This window comes from Enterobacter sichuanensis (genome assembly GCF_009036245.1).
GTDB lineage: Bacteria > Pseudomonadota > Gammaproteobacteria > Enterobacterales > Enterobacteriaceae > Enterobacter > Enterobacter sichuanensis.
Window position 1 is genome coordinate 420128 of sequence record NZ_CP027986.1, and the last position, 22754, is coordinate 442881.

At 56.7% G+C, this 22754-nt stretch carries 18 protein-coding genes and 3 tRNA genes; 18 read left to right on the top strand and 3 right to left on the bottom strand.

The window, feature by feature from the left end; all coding sequences use genetic code 11:
• The first annotated feature begins 121 nt into the window (after window positions 1-121).
• From C1N69_RS01985 to C1N69_RS01995, 3 genes are all read left to right on the top strand, one after another.
• Window positions 122-197, top strand: a tRNA-Gly gene (locus C1N69_RS01985).
• 37 nt (window positions 198-234) lie between these two features.
• Window positions 235-310 (top strand) — tRNA-Gly (locus C1N69_RS01990).
• 36 nt (window positions 311-346) lie between these two features.
• Window positions 347-422: transfer RNA gene (locus C1N69_RS01995), tRNA-Gly, on the top strand.
• 270 nt (window positions 423-692) lie between these two features.
• Here the strand turns inward: C1N69_RS01995 and queG are convergent.
• Entirely contained in the window at window positions 693-1832 is a 1140-nt protein-coding gene (gene queG, locus C1N69_RS02005) for a tRNA epoxyqueuosine(34) reductase QueG (protein ID WP_155030581.1), read from the bottom strand.
• Between queG and nnr the strand changes: the two genes are divergently transcribed.
• From nnr to rlmB, 14 genes are all read left to right on the top strand, one after another.
• Entirely contained in the window at window positions 1831-3354 is a 1524-nt protein-coding gene (gene nnr / locus C1N69_RS02010; protein ID WP_155030582.1) for a bifunctional ADP-dependent NAD(P)H-hydrate dehydratase/NAD(P)H-hydrate epimerase, read from the top strand. The genes queG and nnr overlap by 2 nt on opposite strands.
• The gene (gene tsaE / locus C1N69_RS02015) at window positions 3347-3808 is read left to right on the top strand and encodes a tRNA (adenosine(37)-N6)-threonylcarbamoyltransferase complex ATPase subunit type 1 TsaE (RefSeq protein WP_008502923.1); all 462 of its coding nucleotides are present in this window, start codon (window positions 3347-3349) and stop codon (window positions 3806-3808) included. Before nnr ends, tsaE begins: the two co-directional genes overlap by 8 nt.
• Window positions 3809-3824: 16 nt before the next feature.
• Window positions 3825-5159 carry an N-acetylmuramoyl-L-alanine amidase AmiB gene (gene amiB, locus C1N69_RS02020; protein ID WP_155030583.1) on the top strand — a complete coding sequence of 445 codons (1335 nt, stop codon included), beginning with the start codon at window positions 3825-3827 and terminating at the stop codon, window positions 5157-5159.
• Window positions 5160-5168: 9 nt separating this feature from the next.
• Window positions 5169-7013 (top strand): DNA mismatch repair endonuclease MutL, encoded by a 1845-nt coding sequence (gene mutL, locus C1N69_RS02025; protein ID WP_155030584.1) that lies wholly within the window; start codon window positions 5169-5171, stop codon window positions 7011-7013.
• Window positions 7006-7956, top strand: coding sequence for a tRNA (adenosine(37)-N6)-dimethylallyltransferase MiaA (gene miaA, locus C1N69_RS02030; RefSeq protein ID WP_025758256.1), 951 nt, complete (start codon window positions 7006-7008; stop codon window positions 7954-7956). Before mutL ends, miaA begins: the two co-directional genes overlap by 8 nt.
• 85 nt (window positions 7957-8041) lie before the next feature.
• Complete coding sequence (hfq, locus tag C1N69_RS02035) at window positions 8042-8353, top strand: RNA chaperone Hfq (RefSeq protein ID WP_045284414.1); 312 nt, start codon at window positions 8042-8044, stop codon at window positions 8351-8353.
• A gap of 74 nt (window positions 8354-8427) precedes the next feature.
• Window positions 8428-9708, top strand: a complete 1281-nt coding sequence (hflX, locus tag C1N69_RS02040) for a ribosome rescue GTPase HflX (RefSeq protein ID WP_045284415.1) — start codon at window positions 8428-8430, stop codon at window positions 9706-9708.
• A 56-nt stretch (window positions 9709-9764) separates the two neighbouring features.
• A complete protein-coding gene (gene hflK / locus C1N69_RS02045) occupies window positions 9765-11027 on the top strand; it encodes an FtsH protease activity modulator HflK (protein ID WP_025758261.1) in 1263 nt (420 codons plus the stop codon).
• Between the two features lie 2 nt (window positions 11028-11029).
• Window positions 11030-12034, top strand: coding sequence for a protease modulator HflC (gene hflC / locus C1N69_RS02050; protein WP_025758262.1), 1005 nt, complete (start codon window positions 11030-11032; stop codon window positions 12032-12034).
• A 71-nt stretch (window positions 12035-12105) separates the two neighbouring features.
• Window positions 12106-12303 (top strand): DUF2065 domain-containing protein, encoded by a 198-nt coding sequence (locus C1N69_RS02055; RefSeq protein ID WP_003855996.1) that lies wholly within the window; start codon window positions 12106-12108, stop codon window positions 12301-12303.
• A gap of 104 nt (window positions 12304-12407) precedes the next feature.
• Window positions 12408-13706, top strand: coding sequence for an adenylosuccinate synthase (locus C1N69_RS02060; protein ID WP_045284473.1), 1299 nt, complete (start codon window positions 12408-12410; stop codon window positions 13704-13706).
• Window positions 13707-13898: 192 nt separating this feature from the next.
• Window positions 13899-14324: a nitric oxide-sensing transcriptional repressor NsrR gene (gene nsrR / locus C1N69_RS02065; protein WP_025758264.1), complete on the top strand. Its 426-nt coding sequence runs from the start codon at window positions 13899-13901 to the stop codon at window positions 14322-14324.
• Between the two features lie 38 nt (window positions 14325-14362).
• Window positions 14363-16804 (top strand): ribonuclease R, encoded by a 2442-nt coding sequence (gene rnr / locus C1N69_RS02070; RefSeq protein ID WP_155030585.1) that lies wholly within the window; start codon window positions 14363-14365, stop codon window positions 16802-16804.
• Between the two features lie 68 nt (window positions 16805-16872).
• The gene (gene rlmB, locus C1N69_RS02075) at window positions 16873-17604 is read left to right on the top strand and encodes a 23S rRNA (guanosine(2251)-2'-O)-methyltransferase RlmB (RefSeq protein WP_047957592.1); all 732 of its coding nucleotides are present in this window, start codon (window positions 16873-16875) and stop codon (window positions 17602-17604) included.
• 82 nt (window positions 17605-17686) lie between these two features.
• Here rlmB and C1N69_RS02080 read toward each other — a convergent pair whose 3' ends face one another.
• The gene (locus tag C1N69_RS02080; RefSeq protein WP_155030586.1) at window positions 17687-18961 is read right to left on the bottom strand and encodes an MFS transporter; all 1275 of its coding nucleotides are present in this window, start codon (window positions 18959-18961) and stop codon (window positions 17687-17689) included.
• Window positions 18962-19154: 193 nt separating this feature from the next.
• Here C1N69_RS02080 and C1N69_RS02085 point away from each other — a divergent pair, with 193 nt between their 5' ends.
• The gene (locus C1N69_RS02085) at window positions 19155-20777 is read left to right on the top strand and encodes an isovaleryl-CoA dehydrogenase (RefSeq protein WP_094919573.1); all 1623 of its coding nucleotides are present in this window, start codon (window positions 19155-19157) and stop codon (window positions 20775-20777) included.
• Here C1N69_RS02085 and C1N69_RS02090 read toward each other — a convergent pair.
• Complete coding sequence (locus C1N69_RS02090) at window positions 20774-22705, bottom strand: methyl-accepting chemotaxis protein (RefSeq protein ID WP_155030587.1); 1932 nt, start codon at window positions 22703-22705, stop codon at window positions 20774-20776. The genes C1N69_RS02085 and C1N69_RS02090 overlap by 4 nt on opposite strands.
• Window positions 22706-22754: the final 49 nt, after the last annotated feature.

Sequence of the window (22754 nt, forward strand, 5' to 3'; positions counted from 1 at the left end):
AACTGAATTTCAAAAAAATCGCTTTCTGGGGGGTTGCAGCTAAAAGGATTTCTCGTATAATGCGCCTCCCGTAACGACAGAGAATTACGCGTTACGACAGCAACAAAAGCAGTACAGATTTGCGGGAATAGCTCAGTTGGTAGAGCACGACCTTGCCAAGGTCGGGGTCGCGAGTTCGAGTCTCGTTTCCCGCTCCAAAATTTGAAAAGTGCTTCCACAGCACGCACTGCCCAAGCGGGAATAGCTCAGTTGGTAGAGCACGACCTTGCCAAGGTCGGGGTCGCGAGTTCGAGTCTCGTTTCCCGCTCCAAAATTTGAAAGTGCTTCCACAGCACGGACCACCCAAGCGGGAATAGCTCAGTTGGTAGAGCACGACCTTGCCAAGGTCGGGGTCGCGAGTTCGAGTCTCGTTTCCCGCTCCAAATTCTTCTTCATCTCTAAAATATCCACAGCGAATAACCTCGTTGAGGACGTTTTCTGTTGCATCTGAAATACTCTTGTAAACAGAGTTATCCACAGAAACTGCGCTTTAGCGGAACCGGCTTAAAAGTTAGCAGGGTGAATAGTATCTTCTTAATTCATTGTATTTTAAGAATAAATTTTCATTTCAAAATGTTATCGAGATCACTTGATCTCTTCTCAAGCCCAGATGGCGCTTGCGTTTTTATTTTTATTCACAGGCTGTGAATATATCACGCATCCCGCGTAAGCCCTTTTTCGATTACCCTCACCAGCCGCTGTTTCTGAGGAAGCTGCACCTCGACCACGCAGGCATTACGCTTCTCAATTTGCTGCGCAATCGCCCAGTCTATGTGTTCATCAAGAAGTGGGTGCTCACCTCTACGGCTTTCCAGCGCCCGGATATTCGCTTCATCCCACGGGGCATTGCCCAGCGCCACGGCAACATTTCGCAGCCAGCGCAGATGGCCGATACGGCGAATGGCCGACCCTTCCGTCACTTTCAGGAACCAGGCCTCGGTCCAGGCGAACAGTTCAATGAGCTGCGGGGCATGGAGCGCCTTACGCGGGCTGAAATCCTCTTCATCCGTGAGCTGCGAATAGCGGTTCCACGGGCAAATGAGCTGGCAGTCGTCACAGCCGTAGATCCGGTTTCCGATAAGCGGTCGAAATTCTTCCGGGATCGCCCCTTCCAGTTCGATGGTGAGGTAGGAGATACAGCGGCGTGCATCAACGGTATAAGGCTCGACGATGGCACCTGTCGGGCAGATGGTCATACAGGCCACGCAGCGCCCACAGGCCTCCTCGACCGGACCGTCTACCGGCAGCGGTAAATCAATCAGCAGTTCTCCCAGGAAGAAGAACGAACCGGCGTCGCGGCTAAGGATAAGTGAGTGCTTACCTGTCCAGCCAAGCCCGGCTTTTTCAGCGATCGGGCGCTCAAGAATGGGCGCAGAATCGACAAAGGGTCTAAAATTCAGCGAAACACAGTGCTGCTGAATAGTCTCCCCGAGTTTTTTTAAGCGGTTACGCAAGAGCTTGTGGTAATCACGCCCAAGGGCGTACCGGCTGACGTAACCCAGAGAGGGGTTTTTTAGCGTGCGCGCAAAGGCCGCGTTGGCGGGCAGGTAGTTCATGCGCACGCTGATGACCCGTAACGTGCCCGGCAAAAGCTCATGTGGGCGGGCGCGCATCATGCCATGACGCGCCATCCATTCCATTTCGCCGTGGTATTGTTTATCCAGCCAGGCCTGCAGTTTCGGCTCGCTGGCGGAGAGGTCGGTATCGGTAATACCTACCTTCTGGAAGCCGAGCTCAGCACCCCACTGTTTAATTTTTTGCGCTAACTGATTGAGATCGAGGGGCTGTGACATGACGGACCATACGGTGAAGAAAAACCCCGCAAGTATACCACATTCCATCTGGCATGCGGACGCGCTCCGGCATGCCGAAAAAGAGGCGGCTGACAGTCTCGGTATCACCCTTTATGAACTGATGCAGCGGGCAGGCGAGGCGGCGTTTAACGTTGCCCGCAGCGCGTACCCGCAGGCAGCACACTGGCTGATAATGTGCGGGCACGGCAATAACGGCGGTGACGGTTACGTGGTTGCCCGTCTTGCGGTGGCTGCGGGGATCCGCGTGACGTTGCTGGCACTCGAAAGTGATAAACCGTTGCCGGAAGAGGCCAGCACGGCGCGGGAGGCATGGCTGAACGCAGGCGGTGTGATTCATGCGCCGGATATCGTCTGGCCAGAGGATGTTGATCTGATTGTTGATGGTCTGCTGGGCACCGGCCTGCGTAGCGCGCCTCGCGAGAACATTGCTGCGCTCATTACACACGCCAATCGGCACGCCGCGCCGGTGGTCGCGCTGGATATTCCGTCGGGTCTGCTCGCACAAACAGGAGCGACGCCGGGGGCGGTGATTCAGGCTGCGCACACGGTGACGTTCATCGCCCTGAAACCGGGTTTGCTGACCGGCAAAGCACGGGACGTGGTCGGCGTGTTGCACCACCATGCGCTGGGGCTGGAGAGTTGGCTGGCAGGACAGGAAGTGCGCATCGCGCGTTTTGATGCGTCTCACCTTGCTGCGTGGCTTCCGCCCCGACGTCCGACGTCCCATAAAGGCGATCACGGCAAGCTGGTGATAGTGGGGGGCGATCACGGTACGGCGGGCGCTATCCGCATGGCCGGTGAAGCGGCATTACGAAGCGGTGCAGGTTTAGTGCGAGTGCTCACTCGCGTTGAGAATATTGCGCCGATAATCACCGCCCGACCGGAGCTGATGGTCCATGAGCTTACGCTCCAGACCCTTGAAGAAAGCCTGGAATGGGCGGATGTGGTCGTCATTGGACCCGGTCTTGGACAGCAGGCGTGGGGTAAACAGGCCCTGCAAAAGGTCGAGAATTTTCGTAAACCGATGCTGTGGGATGCCGACGCGCTGAACCTTCTGGCAATCAATCCGGATAAGCGTCACAATCGCATTCTGACGCCACACCCCGGCGAAGCCGCGCGCCTGCTTAACTGCAGCGTGGCAGAAATTGAAAGCGATCGCTTACTTTCTGCTCAGCGTCTGGTAAAACGTTACGGAGGTGTTGCCGTTTTGAAAGGGGCAGGAACCGTTGTCGCCAGTGATGAGGCTCAGAGCATTATCGATACCGGAAACGCGGGCATGGCGAGCGGCGGCATGGGCGATGTGCTTTCCGGTATCATTGGCGCATTGCTTGGACAGAAACTTCCCCTTTATGATGCAGCCTGCGCGGGCTGCGTGGCCCACGGTGCCGCGGCAGATAAACTGGCTGCGCGTTACGGTACACGCGGTATGCTGGCCACCGATCTCTTTTGCACGCTGCGGCGTGTGGTTAACCCGGATGTGATTGACGTAGAAAATGACTAATCGAGCGATTCCTTTACCTGATGAACAAGCCACTTTAGATCTCGGCAAGCGCGTGGCGCAGGCCTGTCAGGGGGCAACTGTCATTTATCTGTATGGTGATTTAGGGGCGGGTAAAACCACCTTCAGCCGGGGTTTCTTGCAGGCGTTAGGGCATAACGGGAATGTGAAAAGCCCAACCTACACGCTGGTAGAGCCGTACACCCTTGAAAATCTCATGGTGTACCACTTCGATTTATACCGCCTTGCGGATCCTGAGGAGCTGGAATTTATGGGGATCCGTGATTATTTTGCCAATGATGCCATCTGCCTGGTGGAGTGGCCGCAACAAGGTGCGGGTGTCCTGCCTGACCCGGATGTCGAAATTCACTTAGATTACCAGGCACAAGGGCGTGAGGCTCGCATCAGTGCGGTTTCCTCATCAGGCAGTTCCTTACTGGCGCGTCTGGCCGGTTAAGCGTAGGGATGACGGGATGATAAATCGCGTTAAAAATTGGTTGCTGGCTGCCACGGTGCTGCTGTGCGCGCAGGCCGGGGCGGCAAACCTCTCCGATATTCAGGTCTCGAACGGCGAAAGCCAGGCCCGGATCACATTCAGCTTTATGGGCGATCCTGAATATGCATTTTCACAGCCAGACAGCCACAGCGTGGCGCTGGATATCAAACAGACCGGCGTGATCCAGGGATTACCGCTGCAGTTCAGCGGTAACAATTTGGTGAAAAGTATTCGCTCGGGCACGCCAAAAGATAGTCAGTCATTGCGCCTGGTGGTCGATTTGACCGAAAAGGGCAAAACGAAGGCGGTGAAGCAGCAAAACGGTGCGAACTATACGGTGGTATTTACCATCAATGCAGACATGCCGCCGCCTCCACCGCCGCCGGTTGTCGCGAAACGCGTGGAAGCGCCGGTGTATACCCCGCGTCCTTCAGAACCGGCGCGTAATCCCTTCAAAACAGACAGCGACCGCATAACCAGCGTCACCAGCAGCAATACCGTTACGCGTCCTGCGGCCAGCGCACGCCGCGTGGTCAGCGGTGACAAAGTGATTATTGCCATTGATGCGGGGCACGGCGGTCAGGATCCTGGCGCGATTGGCCCGGGCGGTACGCAGGAGAAAAACGTCACAATCGCGGTTGCCCGCAAGCTCAGGGCGCTGTTAAACGACGACCCGATGTTTAAAGGCGTGCTCACCCGTGACGGCGACTATTTTATCTCCGTGATGGGCCGCTCAGACGTGGCGCGCAAGCAGAATGCCAATTTCCTGGTCTCCATTCACGCCGATGCCGCACCTAACCGTAATGCGACCGGCGCATCGGTATGGGTGCTGTCAAACCGCCGGGCAAACAGTGAAATGGCCAACTGGCTTGAAGAGCATGAGAAACAGTCTGAACTGTTAGGCGGTGCCGGGGATGTGCTGGCTAACAGCCAGTCTGACCCGTATCTCAGCCAGGCGGTACTGGATTTACAGTTCGGTCATTCCCAGCGCGTCGGGTATGATGTCGCCACTAACGTACTGAACCAGCTGCAGGGCATCGGGGCATTGCACAAGCGCCGTCCGGAGCATGCGAGCCTCGGGGTTCTGCGTTCGCCGGATATTCCTTCGATCCTCGTGGAAACCGGCTTTATCAGCAATAACAGTGAAGAACGCTTGCTGGGCAGCGACAGCTATCAGCAACAGCTTGCCGAAGCGATTTATAACGGTCTGCGTAAATACTTCGAGGCTCATCCGCTGCAGTCCGCGCCGCAGGGCGGAGCTGCCCAGACGGCAAGTGCCGCGCTGCCGGGTGAGATGACCGCGACAAACTAAGGAGCATTCATGCCGATTCAGGTTCTACCGCCGCAGCTTGCGAACCAAATCGCCGCCGGTGAGGTGGTGGAGCGCCCTGCGTCGGTGGTGAAGGAGCTGGTGGAAAACAGCCTCGATGCGGGCGCGACCCGCATTGATATTGATATCGAACGCGGTGGCGCAAAGCTGATTCGCATTCGTGACAACGGCTGCGGCATTAAAAAAGACGAGCTGGCGCTGGCGCTGGCCCGTCACGCCACCAGTAAAATAGCCTCTCTGGATGACCTGGAAGCGATTATCAGCCTCGGGTTTCGCGGCGAAGCGCTGGCCAGTATCAGCTCGGTTTCGCGTTTAACGCTCACTTCCCGCACCGCGGACCAGCAGGAGGCCTGGCAGGCATACGCCGAAGGGCGCGATATGGACGTGACGGTCAAACCCGCGGCGCACCCTGTCGGTACGACGCTTGAAGTATTAGATCTGTTCTATAACACGCCTGCCCGCCGCAAGTTTATGCGTACCGAAAAAACCGAGTTCGGGCATATCGACGAGATCATTCGGCGTATCGCGCTGGCCCGTTTCGATGTCACCATCAACCTCAGCCATAACGGTAAGGTGATGCGCCAGTATCGCGCGGTGGCAGAGGGGGGGCAGAAAGAGCGCCGTCTGGGGGCAATCTGCGGTACACCATTTCTGGAACAGGCGCTGGCTATTGAGTGGCAGCATGGCGATCTGGCGCTGCGCGGTTGGGTGGCTGACCCGAATGCCAGCAGCGCGGCGTTTGCGGAGATCCAGTATTGCTACGTGAACGGCCGCATGATGCGCGACCGTCTCATCAATCACGCCATTCGTCAGGCCTGCGAAGACAAGCTCGGGGCCGATCAGCAGCCCGCTTTCGTGCTTTATCTGGAGATTGACCCACATCAGGTGGATGTGAACGTGCATCCTGCCAAGCATGAAGTGCGGTTCCACCAGTCGCGACTGGTGCATGATTTTATCTATCAGGGCGTGCTCAGCGTGCTGCAGCAGCAGGTTGAATCGACATTGCCGCTGGAACAGGCAGAACCTGCGCCGCGCCCGATCCCGGAAAACCGTGTTGCTGCGGGCCGTAACCATTTTGCGGAGCCTGCCGTTGCACGGGAACCGGAAGCCCCGCGTTTCTCCTCAGCAGGAACTGCACCGCGCCCGACGGGCGCGAACTACCCGCATGCCCAGCCTGGCTATCAAAAGCAGCAGGGGGCGTTGTACCGTAAACTGCTGGAAACGCCGGCTGTGGAGCGTAAAGAATCCCTTCCGGCTCCTCAGCCTTCTCTGGACGGCCATAGCCAGAGTTTTGGCCGGGTGCTGACGATCATCGCGCCGGATATGGCACTGCTTGAACGTGACGGCAAATTGATGCTTCTGGCATTGCCGGTCGCTGAACGCTGGCTCAAACAGGTCCAGCTGACGCCGGGCGAAAATGCGGCCTGTGCGCAGCCGTTATTGATCCCGGTTCGCCTGAAAATATCCCCCGAAGAAACAAGGGTATTGCAGCGTGCGGAGCCGCAACTGGCGCAGATGGGGATTGAAATCGTGCTCGAACCACAACATGTGACAATTCGTGCAGTGCCTTTACCCTTACGCCAACAAAATTTACAAAACTTGATTCCTGAACTGATAGGCTACCTGGCGCAGCAAACATCGTTTGATGCCGCTAACACCGCGCAGTGGATCGCCCGCCATCTGGCCAGCGAACACGCGCCGTGGAGCATGGCACAGGCCATTAGCGTGCTGGCGGAGGTTGAACGCCTCTGTCCGCATCTGGTGAAAGCGCCGCCGGGTGGGTTATTGCAACCTGTTGATTTACAAACGGCGATGAACGCCCTGAAACATGATTGATGTCAGTAAGGCGAGCCTGCCTAAGGCAATTTTTTTAATGGGCCCAACGGCCTCCGGCAAAACGGCGCTCGCCATCGAGTTGCGTAAAGTTTTGCCTGTAGAGTTGATTAGCGTCGACTCCGCCCTCATCTATCGGGGGATGGATATCGGCACGGCGAAGCCTGACGCAGAAGAGCTGCGTGCGGCACCGCACCGTTTGCTGGATATTCTCGATCCGGCTCAGGCCTACTCCGCAGCGGATTTTCGCCGGGATGCCTTAGCCGAGATGGCCGAGATAACCGCGGCGGGACGTATACCGCTGTTGGTTGGCGGAACCATGCTCTATTTCAAGGCGTTGCTGGAGGGGCTCTCTCCTCTGCCATCAGCGGACCCGGAAATACGAGCAAAGATTGAGCAGCAGGCGGCAGAGCAGGGGTGGGACGTTTTGCATCAGCAACTGGCGGAGATTGACCCGGTAGCGGCAGCGCGAATCCATCCAAATGATCCGCAAAGGCTTTCCCGGGCACTGGAAGTTTTTTTCATTTCGGGTAAAACTTTAACGGAACTGACGCAAACGTCAGGAGACGCTCTGCCGTATCAGGTGCATCAGTTCGCCATCGCCCCGGCGAGCCGTGAACTGCTCCATCAACGAATTGAGCAGCGTTTTCATCAGATGTTAGCTTCAGATTTTGAAGCAGAAGTGCGGGCGCTATTTGCCCGTGGAGATTTGCATACGGACATGCCTTCCATTCGTTGTGTGGGATATCGCCAGATGTGGTCGTATCTTGAAGGTGAGATTTCATACGATGAAATGGTTTATCGAGGTGTTTGCGCCACGAGACAGTTAGCGAAGCGCCAGATCACCTGGTTGCGCGGTTGGGAGGGGGTTCACTGGCTAGACAGTGAAAAACCACAACAGGCGTTAAACGAAGTGATTGAGGTTGTTGGTGATATCGCTCACTGAATGTGTACAATTGAGTCGTATCGTGCGCAATTTTTCAGAATCGCAAGGTTCTAAGTACAAAACAAGCATATAAGGAAAAGATAGAATGGCTAAGGGGCAATCTTTACAAGATCCGTTCCTGAACGCATTGCGTCGGGAACGTGTTCCAGTTTCTATTTATTTGGTGAATGGTATTAAGCTGCAAGGTCAGATTGAGTCTTTCGATCAGTTCGTGATCCTGTTGAAAAACACGGTCAGCCAGATGGTCTACAAGCACGCTATCTCTACTGTTGTTCCGTCTCGTCCGGTCTCTCATCACAGCAATAACGCGGGCGGCGGCACGGGCAGTAACTACCATCATGGCAGTAACGCGCAGGGCTCTTCAGCGCCAGCGCAGGACAGCGAAGACACCGAATAAGGTTTCGCGCTGTTATCCACACGGGGAGCCAGCGATCCTGCGTTCCCCGCTGATCTTTTTTGAGGATTTTACGCTTGTTTGACCGTTATGATGCCGGTGAGCAGGCGGTGCTGGTACACATCTATTTTACGCAAGACAAAGATATGGAAGACCTCCAGGAGTTTGAATCTCTGGTCTCTTCCGCCGGTGTCGAAGCATTGCAGGTGATTACCGGTAGCCGTAAAGCGCCGCACCCAAAGTATTTTGTTGGTGAAGGTAAAGCAGTAGAAATTGCGGATGCCGTAAAAGCAACCGGCGCGTCAGTCGTGCTGTTTGACCATGCGTTGTCTCCGGCTCAGGAACGTAACCTGGAACGTCTTTGCGAATGCCGTGTTATCGATCGCACAGGGTTGATTTTAGATATTTTTGCTCAGCGTGCACGTACCCACGAAGGTAAGCTGCAGGTTGAGCTGGCGCAGTTGCGCCATCTGGCGACGCGGCTTGTGCGTGGCTGGACCCACCTTGAAAGACAGAAAGGCGGGATTGGTTTGCGCGGTCCGGGTGAGACCCAGCTCGAAACCGACCGTCGTTTACTGCGTGGCCGTATTACCCAGATCCTCTCACGTCTGGAACGCGTTGAGAAACAGCGTGAGCAAGGGCGCCGCGCGCGCTCAAAAGCCGACATCCCGACGGTGTCGCTGGTGGGGTATACCAACGCCGGTAAATCCACCCTGTTTAACCAGATTACCGAGGCCCAGGTGTATGCCGCAGACCAGCTGTTTGCGACCCTGGACCCCACATTGCGTCGTATCGACGTAGCCGACGTCGGCGAGACGGTGCTGGCGGATACCGTTGGGTTTATCCGTCATCTGCCGCATGACCTGGTGGCGGCGTTTAAAGCCACCCTGCAGGAGACGCGACAGGCGACACTGCTGGTGCACGTGATTGACGCGGCAGACGTCCGCGTGCAGGAGAACATCGACGCGGTAAACGTGGTGCTCGAAGAGATCGACGCCCACGAGATCCCAACCCTGTTGGTGATGAACAAGATCGATATGCTGGAGGATTTCGAGCCGCGTATCGACCGAGATGAAGAGAACAAACCGATTCGGGTCTGGCTTTCTGCCCAGTCCGGTATTGGTGTGCCACTGCTTTTCCAGGCTTTGACAGAACGTCTTTCCGGTGAGGTAGCCCAGCACACGCTGCGATTGCCGCCACAGGAAGGCAGGCTGCGCAGCCGGTTTTATCAGCTTCAGGCGATAGAAAAAGAGTGGATGGAGGATGACGGCAGCGTGGGGATGCAGGTGCGTATGCCGATCGTTGACTGGCGTCGCCTCTGTAAACAAGAACCTGCGCTGGCGGACTATATCGTCTGATCAGAAAGGGGATGCCTGAATAATTCGCCCTTGCATAACAAATATGGAGCATATACATGGCGTGGAATCAGCCCGGTAATAACGGACAGGACCGCGACCCGTGGGGAAGCAGCAATAATCAAGGCGGCAACTCTGGGGGAAATGGCAACAAAGGTGGTCGCGAGCAGGGGCCGCCAGATCTGGATGATATCTTCCGCAAGCTAAGCAAGAAGCTTGGTGGTCTTGGCGGAGGTAAAGGTTCTGGCTCAGGTGGGAATTCCACCCAGGGGCCGCGCCCGCAAATGGGTGGTCGCGTAGTGGGTATTGTTGCCGCTGCCGTGGTAATCATCTGGGCTGCTACCGGGTTCTACACCATTAAAGAAGCGGAACGCGGTGTGGTTACGCGTTTTGGTAAGTTCAGCCATCTGGTTGAGCCGGGTCTGAACTGGAAGCCGACCTTCATTGACGACGTGACCGCGGTCAACGTGGAATCTGTCCGTGAACTGGCGGCGTCTGGTGTGATGCTGACGTCTGATGAGAACGTGGTGCGCGTTGAGATGAACGTCCAGTACCGCGTCACCGATCCTGAACGTTATCTGTTTAGCGTGACCAGCGCCGATGACAGTCTGCGCCAGGCGACCGATAGCGCCCTGCGCGGGGTGATCGGTAAATACACCATGGACCGTATTCTGACTGAAGGTCGTACCGTTATTCGTAGCGATACCCAGCGTGAGCTGGAAGAGACCATTCGTCCGTACAACATGGGTATCACTCTGCTGGACGTCAACTTCCAGGCCGCTCGCCCGCCGGAAGAGGTGAAGGCCGCGTTTGATGACGCCATCGCCGCCCGTGAAAACGAACAGCAGTACATCCGTGAAGCGGAAGCGTACACCAACGAAGTTCAGCCGCGTGCTAACGGTCAGGCGCAGCGTATTCTTGAAGAAGCGCGTGCGTACAAGACCCAGACCATCCTGGAAGCCCAGGGGGAAGTGGCGCGCTTCGCGAAAATCCTGCCGGAATACAAAGCGGCTCCGGAAATTACCCGTGAGCGTCTCTATATCGAGACCATGGAAAAAGTGCTTAGCCACACGCGTAAAGTGCTGGTTAATGACAACAAAGGCGGAAACCTGATGGTGCTGCCACTGGATCAGATGCTTAAGGGCGGTTCAGCGCCGGCAGCGAAGGCTGACACCAGCGGTGCCAACAACCTGCTGCGTCTGCCACCGGCGTCATCCGGTAGCACAAGCGCAACAACCACGTCTTCTTCGAACGATGGTGACATTATGGACCAACGCCGTGCTAACGCGCAGCGTAACGACTACCAGCGTCAGGGGGAATAAGGATGCGTAAGTCAGTTATTGCGATCATCATCATCGTACTGGTCGTGCTTTATACCTCTATCTTCGTCGTGAAAGAGGGTGAACGTGGGATTAAGTTCCAGTTCAGCAGCGTCGTGCGTGACAGTGACAAACGTCCGGTGATCTATGAGCCGGGCCTGCACTTCAAGGTTCCGTTCATTCAGTCGGTGAAAACGCTTGATGCGCGTATTCAGACCATGGATAACCAGGCCGACCGTTTCGTCACGAAAGAGAAGAAAGACCTGATCGTTGATTCCTATATCAAATGGCGCATCAGTGATTTCAGCCGTTACTTCCTGGCGACAGGCGGCGGCGACGTTTCTCAGGCGGAAGTGCTGTTGAAACGTAAGTTCTCTGACCGTCTGCGTTCTGAGATTGGTCGTCTGGATGTGAAGGATATCGTGACCGACTCCCGCGGTCGTCTGACCCTGGAAGTGCGTGATGCGCTGAACTCCGGTACAGCGGGCACGGAAGACGAAGTGGAAACGCCAGCGGCGGACGATGCGATCGCTAAAGCGGCAGAACGTGTTCAGGCTGAAACCAACGGCAAAGTGCCGGTGATCAACCCGAACAGTATGGCCGCGCTGGGTATCGAAGTGGTCGACGTGCGTATCAAGCAGATCAACCTGCCTGTGGAAGTGTCGGAGGCGATTTACAACCGTATGCGCGCTGAGCGTGAAGCGGTCGCCCGTCGTCACCGTTCACAGGGTCAGGAAGAGGCTGAGAAACTGCGTGCGGCAGCGGACTATGAAGTGACCAAGACGCTGGCGGAGTCTGAGCGTCAGGGCCGTATTCTGCGCGGTGAAGGTGATGCGGAAGCCGCGAAGCTGTTCGCCGATGCGTTCAGCCAGGATCCAGACTTCTACGCCTTTATCCGTAGCCTGCGTGCTTACGAGAATAGCTTCCAGAGCAACCAGGATGTGATGGTGCTCAGCCCGGACAGCGATTTCTTCCGTTATATGAAGACGCCGACTAACGCAACGCGATAAACTCAGGCTCGTTTGAGTATTCAAACCACCGCTTCCCATGGAGCGGTGGTTTTCTTTTATAAGGAATAAAAATGAATTCAACCATTTGGCTCGCGCTGGCGTTGGTGTTAGTGCTGGAAGGCCTTGGCCCGATGCTTTATCCGCGCGCGTGGCGTCGCATGATCGCGACGATGAGCCAACTTCCCGATAATATTTTGCGTCGTTTTGGCGGCGGTCTTGTGGTTGCTGGCATCGTGATCTACTACATGTTGAGGAAAACGATTGGCTGATCAAAAAGTGGTCGGATTTGGGATATTCTGAGGTCAAAAAGTGCTGTATATCTGAAAAAGCGATGGTAGAATCCATTTTTAAGCAAACGGTGATTTTGAAAAAAATGGGTAACAACGTCGTCGTACTGGGCACCCAATGGGGTGACGAAGGTAAAGGGAAGATTGTTGATCTTCTGACTGAACGGGCTAAATATGTTGTACGCTACCAGGGCGGTCACAACGCAGGCCATACTCTCGTAATCAACGGTGAAAAAACCGTCCTCCATCTTATTCCATCAGGCATTCTTCGCGAAAACGTCACCAGCATCATCGGTAACGGTGTTGTGCTGTCTCCAGCTGCGCTGATGAAAGAGATGAAAGGTCTGGAAGACCGTGGTATCCCTGTTCGCGAGCGCCTGCTGCTCTCCGAAGCCTGCCCGCTGATCCTGGATTATCACGTGGCGCTGGACGTTGCGCGTGAAAAAGCGCGCGGCGCGAAAGCGATCGGTACCACCGGTCGTGGTATCGGCCCGGCGTATGAAGATAAAGTGGCACGTCGCGGTCTGCGCGTAGGCGACCTCTTCGACAAAGCAACCTTCGCTGAAAAACTGAAAGAAGTGATGGAATATCACAACTTCCAGCTGGTGAACTTCTACAAAGCTGACGCTGTTGACTACCAGAAAGTGCTGGATGACGTCATGGCGATTGCAGACATTCTGACCGGTATGGTTGTTGATGTGTCCGATCTGCTGGACCAGGCGCGCAAGCGTGGCGATTTCGTCATGTTTGAAGGTGCGCAGGGTACGCTGCTGGACATCGACCACGGTACCTATCCGTACGTTACCTCCTCTAACACCACCGCAGGTGGCGTGGCGACCGGCTCTGGCCTGGGTCCACGTTATGTCGATTACGTACTGGGCATCATCAAAGCGTACTCCACTCGCGTGGGTGCGGGTCCATTCCCGACCGAACTGTTTGATGAAACCGGCGAGTTCCTGTGCAAGCAGGGTAACGAGTTTGGCGCGACCACCGGTCGTCGTCGTCGTACCGGCTGGCTGGATGCGGTTGCGGTGCGTCGTGCCGTGCAGATCAACTCCCTGTCTGGCTTCTGCCTGACCAAACTGGACGTCCTGGACGGCCTGAAAGAAGTGAAAATCTGCGTAGGCTACCGTATGCCAGATGGCCGCGAAGTGACCACCACTCCGCTGGCTGCTGACGACTGGGAAGGCATCGAGCCAATCTACGAAACCATGCCGGGCTGGTCTGAGACCACCTTCGGTGTGAAAGAGCGTAGCGGCCTGCCTCAGGCGGCGCTGAATTACATCAAGCGCATTGAAGAACTGACCGAAGTGCCGATTGACATTATCTCTACCGGCCCGGATCGTACTGAAACGATGATCCTGCGCGACCCGTTCGACGCATAATCTTCGTGACTGCTGGCCTGCGGGGAGACCCGTAGGCCAGATAAGCGTAGCGCCATCCGGCGACCGCTCCTGGATCTCCGCTTTTTCGCCCCGTCTGTCAAATAAATTAGCCCCTAACTATCTGGCTGGTTTATCATCATTAATGAATATCTGTGCGGTTTGTCCGCGATTTCCCTTTTTCCTGAGGTTGATGTGCAGTTAACAAGTTTCACCGATTACGGCTTACGTGCGCTGATTTACATGGCGTCGTTACCCGATGGGAAAATGACCAGCATCTCTGAAGTTACAGAGGTCTACGGCGTATCCCGTAATCATATGGTCAAAATAATCAATCAACTTAGTCGTGCCGGATACGTTGCTGCCGTCCGCGGGAAGAATGGTGGGATCCGTCTCGGTAAACCGGCACAGAGCATTCGTGTTGGCGATGTGGTACGTGAACTGGAACCGCTCTCTCTGGTGAACTGCAGCAGTGAGTTCTGCCACATTACGCCCGCTTGCCGCCTGAAACAGGCGCTTTCTCAGGCCGTGCAACGTTTTCTCAAGGAACTGGATAACTACACGCTGGCCGATTTGGTTGAAGAGAATCAACCGCTTTATAAATTATTGCTGGTGGAATGAAGAAAATTTCCACCGGAGCTGACAACGGAGGAACCGACATGTCACACGATCCTTTCCAGGAACGCGAAGCCGAAAAATACGCGAATCCTATCCCCAGCCGCGAGTTCATCATTGAACACTTAACAAAACGCGAAAAACCCGCCAACCGTGAAGAACTTGCCGTTGAATTAAACATTGAAGGTGAAGAGCAAACTGAAGCGCTTCGCCGTCGCCTGCGCGCCATGGAGCGCGACGGGCAACTGGTCTTTACTCGCCGCCAGTGCTACGCGCTGCCGGAACGCCTCGATCTGCTGAAAGGGACCGTCATTGGTCACCGCGATGGCTTCGGCTTCCTGCGCGTTGAGGGGCGTAAAGACGATCTGTACCTCTCATCTGAACAGATGAAAATGTGCATCCACGGCGATCAGATCCTGGCGCAGCCGCTGGGCGCCGACCGTAAAGGTCGCCGCGAAGCGCGTGTCGTACGCGTTCTGGTGCCAAAAACCAGCCAGATTGTTGGCCGCTACTTTACCGACGCGGGTGTGGGCTTCGTGGTGCCGGACGACAGCCGTTTGAGCTTCGACATTCTGATCCCACCTGAAGAGGTGATGGGCGCGCGCATGGGCTTCGTGGTGGTCGTGGAACTCACCCAGCGCCCAACCCGTCGTACCAAAGCGGTGGGTAAAATCGTCGAAGTGCTCGGTGACAACATGGGGACTACCATGGCCGTTGATATGGCGCTGCGTACCCATGAAATTCCGTATATCTGGCCGAAAGCGGTTGAAGAGCAGATCGAGAGCCTGCGTGAAGAAGTCCCGGAAGAGTCCAAAGTGGGCCGCGTGGATCTCCGCTCCCTGCCACTGGTCACGATCGACGGTGAAGACGCGCGCGACTTCGATGACGCCGTCTACTGTGAGAAAAAGCGCGGCGGCGGCTGGCGTCTGTGGGTGGCAATTGCCGACGTAAGCTACTATGTTCGTCCGCATACCCCGCTGGATAACGAAGCGCGCAGCCGTGGTACCTCGGTCTACTTCCCGTCTCAGGTTGTGCCGATGCTGCCGGAAGTGCTGTCTAACGGCCTCTGCTCCCTGAACCCGCAGGTTGATCGCCTCTGTATGGTGTGTGAGATGACCATCTCCAACAAAGGGCGCTTAACCGGCTACAAGTTCTACGAAGCGGTAATGAGCTCGCATGCGCGCCTGACCTATACCAAGGTCTGGCATATGCTGCAGGGCGACCAGGATCTGCGCGAACAGTATGCGCCACTGGTCAAACACATCGAAGAGTTGCATAACCTCTACAAAACGCTGGATCAGGCGCGCGAGGAGCGCGGCGGGATCTCCTTTGAGAGCGAAGAGGCGAAGTTTATATTCAACGCCGAACGTCGTATTGAGCGTATTGAACAGACCCAGCGTAACGACGCGCACAAGCTGATCGAAGAGTGTATGATCCTGGCGAACATCTCGGCGGCACGTTTCGTCGAAAAAGCCAAAGAGCCGGCGCTGTTCCGTATTCACGATAAGCCGTCGACGGAAGCCATCACCGCGTTCCGCTCCGTGCTGGCCGAACTGGGTCTGGAGCTGCCGGGTGGTAACAAACCTGAGCCGCGTGATTACGCTGAACTGCTGGAGTCCATTGGCGACCGTCCGGATGTAGAAATGCTGCAGACGATGCTGTTGCGCTCAATGAAGCAGGCGATTTACGATCCGGAAAACCGTGGTCACTTCGGCCTGGCGCTGCAGTCTTACGCCCACTTTACGTCGCCGATCCGTCGTTATCCTGACCTCTCTCTGCACCGTGCGATCAAGTATCTGCTGGCGCAGGAGCAAGGCCATAAAGGAAACACTACTGAAACCGGTGGCTACCACTATTCGATGGAAGAGATGCTGCAGCTGGGTCAGCACTGCTCCATGACCGAGCGTCGGGCCGACGAAGCCACGCGTGACGTGGCGGACTGGCTGAAGTGTGACTTTATGCTGGACCAGGTGGGTAACATCTTCAAAGGCGTGATTGCCAGCGTGACCGGCTTTGGCTTCTTCGTTCGTCTGGATGAGCTGTTTATCGACGGTCTGGTGCACGTCTCCAGCCTGGATAACGACTATTACCGCTTTGACCAGGTCGGCCAGCGTCTGATTGGCGAATCGGGCGGTCAGACCTATCGTCTGGGCGACCGTGTGGAAGTGAAGGTCGAGGCCGTGAATATGGACGACCGTAAGATCGACTTCAGCCTGATCTCCAGCGAACGCGCGCCGCGTAACGTCGGTAAAACCGAGCGTGAAAGGGCGAAAAAAGGCGGCAACGGTAAAGCGAGCGGCAAGCGCCGTCAGGCCGGGAAGAAGGTGAACTTCGAGCCGGACAGCGCGTTCCGCGGCGAGAAAAAGCAGAAGCCGAAGGCGGCGAAGAAAGAAGCTCGCTCAGCGAAAAAGCCTTCCGCGAAGACGCAGAAAATAGCGGCTGCCACCAAAGCGAAGCGCGCTGCGAAGAAAAAGCAGGCGGAGTAAAATTCCCCTCACCCTGACCCTCTCCCCGAAGGGGAGAGGGAAAAGAACAGTCATAATGAGAACCATCAATGAGTGAAATGATTTACGGCATCCACGCGGTGCAGGCCCTTCTCGAGCGCGCGCCGGAGCGTTTTCAGGAAGTCTTTATTCTGAAAGGGCGTGAAGACAAACGTCTGATGCCGCTGATTCATGCCCTGGAAGCACAGGGTGTGGTGATCCAGCTGGCAAACCGCCAGTTCCTGGATGAGAAAAGTGAAGGCGCGGTTCACCAGGGGATCATCGCCCGCGTGAAGCCGGGTCGTCAGTATCAGGAAAACGATCTGCCGGATCTGATCGCTGAGCTGGAGAATCCATTCTTCCTGATCCTCGATGGCGTAACCGATCCGCACAACCTCGGCGCGTGTCTGCGCAGCGCGGATGCGGCGGGTGTGCACGCGGTGATCGTGCCGAAAGACCGTTCTGCACAGCTGAACGCGACGGCGAAGAAAGTGGCCTGCGGCGCGGCGGAAAACGTTCCGCTTATCCGCGTGACCAACCTGGCACGCACCATGCGTATGCTGCAGGAAGAGAACATCTGGATCGTCGGTACCGCCGGTGAAGCGGATCATACCCTGTACCAGAGTAAAATGACCGGCAGTCTGGCGCTGGTGATGGGGGCGGAAGGCGAAGGTATGCGTCGTCTGACCCGCGAGCACTGTGACGAGCTGATCAGCATCCCGATGGCGGGCAGCGTGTCCTCCCTGAACGTTTCTGTTGCAACGGGCATCTGTCTGTTTGAAGCTGTGCGTCAGCGTAGCTGATTTTCGCCCGGTGGCGCTTCGCTTACCGGGCCTACGGTTTTGTAGGCCGGGTAAGGCGAAGCCGCCACCCGGCAAAACAACCTCACTCCTCTAACGACCGCAAATGGTCATCCTTCCTCAGCGTCATCAGCGCGACAATACTCACTACCGCCGTCGCCATCACGTAATACGCCGGAATATTCAGGTTGCCCGTTTCTTTAATCAGGCCGGTGATAATCAGCCCCGCACAGCCCGAGAAAATCGCATTCGACAGGGAGTAAGCCAGCCCAAGCCCGGTATAGCGCACGCGCGTCGGGAACATCTCAGAGAGCATTGCCGGCCCCGGCCCTGCCAGCATGCCTACCAGACCGCCTGCAATCAGGACCACGACTGTCTTCACCGCCAGGGTGCTGGACTCCGCCTGCAGAATTTTCAGCAGCGGCAGGGCGAGGATCAGCAGCAAAACAGTGGAGATAATCATCACCGTGCGGCGGCCAATTCTGTCACTCAGGATCCCTGACGGAATAATCGTCAGCGCAAAACCGATATTCGAAATTACCGCGATCAGCAGCGCCTGGTTAAACCCGGTATGCAGGGCTGACTGCAGATAGGTCGGCATAATCACCAGATAGGTGTACCCCGCTGCGGACCACACCATTACCCGGCCAATTCCCAACATGATGGCTTTCAGCGTGGCGACGGTATCCGCCTGAGCGGCAACCGGTTTTCCCTGCTGCTGCACAAAGCCTGGCGTCTCTTCCATACTGACACGTAGCCACAGCGCCACGATACCCATAGGCAACGCCAGGAAGAATGGAATGCGCCAGCCCCAGTCGTGCAGGGCTTCCGGCGTGAGGAGGGCGGAGAGCAGCGCCACAATGCCTGCGCCCGCTAACAAGCCCAGCGCCACGGTGAAGGACTGCCACGCGCCGTACAGGCCGCGTTTGCCGCGCGGGGCGAACTCGGTCATCAGTGAGACCGCACCGCCGTACTCGCCGCCCGCGAACAACCCCTGCAGGATGCGCAGGAGCGTGATAATGAGCGGCGCGGCAATGCCAATGCTGGCATAGACCGGCACCATACCGATGGCGGCGGTGGCGAGCGTCATCAACACCAGCACAATAATCAGCGTCGGCTTTCGGCCAATCCGGTCGCCGATGCGACCAAACACCACCGCCCCCAGCGGACGGAAGAAGAAAGCGATGGCAAACGAGGCGTAGGTGAGGATCAGGCTGGTCAGCCCCGCTTCGCCTTCAAGCTGGAAGAAATTCTTCGCAATGACGGTTGCGAGAAAACCATAGACCGCAAACTCATACCACTCGATAAAATTACCAATGGAGCCTGCAATTAATGCTCGCTTGTGCGCATCCGGTTGCATAACTTTCCTCACTGAAAGGGGTGAGAATAAATTATTCAACAAAGAAGAGGTGGTGAAATAGTTTATTCTTATGTTCTGTGAGCTATTTCACGAATGATATCAGCGGGATCGCTACTGTGTGACCGTACTCCCATGCAGCGTTATCGGGGTCTGTCCATACTTACCTTCATTGCCACTGAAGGAGGGAAACAGCATGCACTGGCAGACCCATACCGTTTTTAATCAACCTTCACCACTCTCTAACAGCAACCTTTTCCTTTCTGATTGTGCCCTGCGTGACGCGGTGACCCGCGAAGGTGCTGAGTGGGATATCGAGCTTCTCGCCAGCATCGGCCAGCAGTTAGGTACTGCGGAATCGCTGGAGCTGGGCAGGCTGGCGAACGTGAATCCGCCGGAGTTATTGCGCTATGACCCCACCGGGGAACGGCTGGATGACGTCCGCTTTCACCCGGCGTGGCACTTGCTGATGCAGGGACTGTGTGCCAACCGCGTACATAACCTCGCATGGGAAGAGGAGGCGCGTAAAGGCTCCTTTGTTGCCAGGGCCGCGCGGTTTGTGCTGCATGCGCAGGTGGAAGCCGGAACGCTGTGCCCCGTCACCATGACGTTTGCCGCCACACCGCTGCTGCAGCAGGCGCTACCTGAACCTTTCCGGCACTGGCTGACGCCATTACTGAGCGATCGCTACGATCCCCATCTGGCCCCGGCGGGGCAAAAACGCGGGCTGCTGATCGGCATGGGGATGACGGAAAAACAGGGCGGCTCAGACGTGCTCAGCAACACCACCAAAGCGGAGAAATGTAGCGACGGCAGCTACCGGCTGGTGGGGCATAAATGGTTTTTCTCCGTCCCGCAAAGCGATGCCCATCTGGTGCTGGCGCAGGCGAAAGGCGGGCTATCCTGCTTTTTTGTTCCGCGCTTTTTGCCTGACGGACAGCGCAATGCCGTGCGGCTGGAGCGCCTTAAGGACAAGCTCGGCAACCGCTCGAATGCCAGCAGCGAGGCAGAGTTTCTCGACGCCTCCGGCTGGCTACTGGGGGAAGAGGGCGAAGGGGTTCGGCAGATACTGAAAATGGGCGGGCTGACGCGCTTTGACTGCGCGCTGGGGAGTCACGGACTGATGCGTCGGGCGCTCTCGGTGGCGTTATATCACGCCCATCAGCGGCAGACGTTCGGCAAAAACCTCATCGACCAGCCGTTAATGCGCGAGGTATTAAGCCGAATGGCGCTGATGCTGGAGGGGCAAACGGCGCTGCTGTTCCGTCTGGCCCGGGCGTGGGATAAACGAGCCGATCCGCAGGAGGCTGCCTGGGCGCGGCTGTTTACCCCGGCGGCAAAATTTAGCGTGTGTAAAGCGGGCATTCCGTTTGTGGCGGAAGCGATGGAGGTGCTGGGGGGCGTCGGATATTGCGAGGAGAGTGAACTTCCCCGTCTGTACCGCGAGATGCCGGTGAACAGCATCTGGGAAGGGTCAGGCAATATCATGTGTCTGGACGTGCTGCGGGTGCTGGCGAAGCAGCCGGGTATTCACGACCTGCTTGCCGATGAGTTTGCGCAGGTAAAAGGGCAGGACAGACACTTCGACCGCAGCTGGCGACAGCTTCAGCAAAAACTGCGTAAGCCGCAGGAGGCACAGGGCAGGGAGATTGCTCAACAGCTCTTTTTACTGGGCGCCGGTAGCCAAATGCTGCGGCACGCGTCGCCCCCGATGGCGCAGGCGTGGTGCCGCATGATGCTGGATACCCGCGGCGGTACGCTGATGAGCGAGCAGGTACAAAGTGACCTGCTGCTGCGCGCCACGGGCAGGGTTGGCTAGTTTTTAAGCTGGAACAGACTCACCAGTTCGGTCAGATGCGAGCCCTTCTCGCGCAGCGTTTGTGCGGTTTGTTCGCTGCGTGAGATGCGATCGGCATTGATATGCGACGCTTCGCCAATATGGGTCATGGCGAGATTCACCTGGCCTATGCCTGCGGATTGCTCGCGTGAGGCATGGTTAATCTCGGTGACCAGCTGGCTGATGTTATCGATATGAACGATGATGGCATCCATCGCCAGGCGCGTCTGTTCAGACAGCGCGTGACCCTCGCTCACTTTTCTGAGGGTATCGCCAATCAGTTGTTCAATCTCCTTCACTGCATTCGCACTACGCCCCGCCAGGGCACGAACTTCCTGCGCGACGACCGCAAACCCTTTACCGTGTTCGCCAGCGCGGGCCGCTTCCACTGCCGCATTCAGCGCCAGAATATTGGTCTGAAAAGCGATGGACTCGATCACGCGGGTGATGTCTTCAATGCGTTTTGACGCTTCGCGTATGTCATCCATGGTCGACACGGCGTGGGCGACGGTTTCGCCACCCTGATGGACCGCGAGCGAGGTTTCACCCACCAGTTGCTGCGTTTGTTCCATGTTGGCGGCATTTTGCTGTACGGTCGCGGCCAGTTGCTCCATGCTGGCGGAGGTCTCTTCCACGCTGCTCGCCTGCTTGTTGATCTGCTCTGAAATCTCTCCGGTATCGGAGGCCAGCGCGTTGGTGCCCAAATGGATCTCACCTGCGGCTTCGCGAACCTGCAGCACAATTTTTTGCAGGCCGCCGCCGATGCCGTTGATGGCATCGATCAACTGCCCGACCTCGTCCTGGCGCGCCACGGGCAGGCTGGAGCGGAGATCGCCCGCGGCATATTGCCGGGCTAGATGGATCACGTTGCGCAGCGGCCGGGTTAGCATCCGGCGAATAAGCACCACGAACAGGGCTGCAAAGAGAATGGATAAGACCACGCCAGCCAGCAGGAAACGGTCGCGCATGGCGTTGACGCTTGCGAGCAGCACCGATTTATCTACTTCGCCCACGATAGTCCAGTTCCAGCCTGGCAGCGGGGTGTACGCCATTTTCAGCGTGCGTCCGTCGTCGCTTGTGCGTTCCAGCGTGCCAGGTTTGTCACCCAGCAGCTGTTGCTGTGTCGCGACGTCCCACCTGGGCAATTGCCCCTCTTCCGTGGTGTGGAACAGATATTGCCCGCGGGTTTTGCCGTTGCTGCGATCCAGCACAAAGAAATGACCGCTCTCGCCCAGGCGGCGGTTCAGGATTTTCTCGCGCATGACGTTCCAGGAGTGAGAGATGTCCACCCCGACAAAGACAATCGCAATGACCTGCCCTTCGGCATTTTTAACCGGCTGGTACTGAGTGATGTAACGCTTGCCAAATAACAGGGCCAGGCCGCGGTAGACTTCACCTTTGTTGACGGCGGCAAAGGCCGGACTGGAGGCATCCAGAACGGTACCCATCGCCCGATCGCCATTCTCTTTGCGCAGGGAAGTGGCGACGCGGACAAAGTCATTACCGCTGCGTACAAACAGCGTGGAAATAGCGCCTGTACGGTTCAGGAAATCGTCCGACAGGGTGTTGTTTTCATGCAGCCCGGTTTCTCCCCCTTTCAGCAGTGGAACGCTGAGCCCATTAATCGTCTGGGGTTGAGAAGCATCAATGCTCAGAGGCTGCGGTAAAAAGGTGGTAAACAGCCGGGTATAGCTCTCCACCTCTTCACTCAGGCTGGTGTTAAACATCTGCACCATGTCGACCATACCGGTGGACTGATTATGCAGATCCTCTACCGCAAGGGCTTCAAGCTGCTGGCTGGCTTTTTGGCTGAGCAGAAAAGTGAACAGCAGAAATAGCGTGGCGACACTGACGCCTGTAAGTAGCGATAGCTTCGCCCCCAGGCCTGCACGGCGAAAAACAGTGATCATAAATTGCTCATTTTTGAAAAGGTATGGTTCTTCAACGGCAGAGCAGAGA

Bases quoted from the DNA above. Each gene is read 5' to 3' on its own strand.
- hflK (WP_025758261.1), top strand. From the start codon at position 9,765: ATGGCGTGGAATCAGCCCGGTAATAACGGACAGGACCGCGACCCGTGG.
- nnr (WP_155030582.1), top strand. From the start codon at position 1,831: ATGACGGACCATACGGTGAAGAAAAACCCCGCAAGTATACCACATTCC.
- mutL (WP_155030584.1), top strand. From the start codon at position 5,169: ATGCCGATTCAGGTTCTACCGCCGCAGCTTGCGAACCAAATCGCCGCC.
- C1N69_RS02055 (WP_003855996.1), top strand. From the start codon at position 12,106: ATGAATTCAACCATTTGGCTCGCGCTGGCGTTGGTGTTAGTGCTGGAA.
- C1N69_RS02090 (WP_155030587.1), bottom strand. From the start codon at position 22,705: ATGATCACTGTTTTTCGCCGTGCAGGCCTGGGGGCGAAGCTATCGCTA.
- rlmB (WP_047957592.1), top strand. From the start codon at position 16,873: ATGAGTGAAATGATTTACGGCATCCACGCGGTGCAGGCCCTTCTCGAG.
- queG (WP_155030581.1), bottom strand. From the start codon at position 1,832: ATGTCACAGCCCCTCGATCTCAATCAGTTAGCGCAAAAAATTAAACAG.
- miaA (WP_025758256.1), top strand. From the start codon at position 7,006: ATGATTGATGTCAGTAAGGCGAGCCTGCCTAAGGCAATTTTTTTAATG.
- hflC (WP_025758262.1), top strand. From the start codon at position 11,030: ATGCGTAAGTCAGTTATTGCGATCATCATCATCGTACTGGTCGTGCTT.
- C1N69_RS02085 (WP_094919573.1), top strand. From the start codon at position 19,155: ATGCACTGGCAGACCCATACCGTTTTTAATCAACCTTCACCACTCTCT.
- C1N69_RS02060 (WP_045284473.1), top strand. From the start codon at position 12,408: ATGGGTAACAACGTCGTCGTACTGGGCACCCAATGGGGTGACGAAGGT.
- amiB (WP_155030583.1), top strand. From the start codon at position 3,825: ATGATAAATCGCGTTAAAAATTGGTTGCTGGCTGCCACGGTGCTGCTG.
- tsaE (WP_008502923.1), top strand. From the start codon at position 3,347: ATGACTAATCGAGCGATTCCTTTACCTGATGAACAAGCCACTTTAGAT.
- C1N69_RS02080 (WP_155030586.1), bottom strand. From the start codon at position 18,961: ATGCAACCGGATGCGCACAAGCGAGCATTAATTGCAGGCTCCATTGGT.
- hfq (WP_045284414.1), top strand. From the start codon at position 8,042: ATGGCTAAGGGGCAATCTTTACAAGATCCGTTCCTGAACGCATTGCGT.
- rnr (WP_155030585.1), top strand. From the start codon at position 14,363: ATGTCACACGATCCTTTCCAGGAACGCGAAGCCGAAAAATACGCGAAT.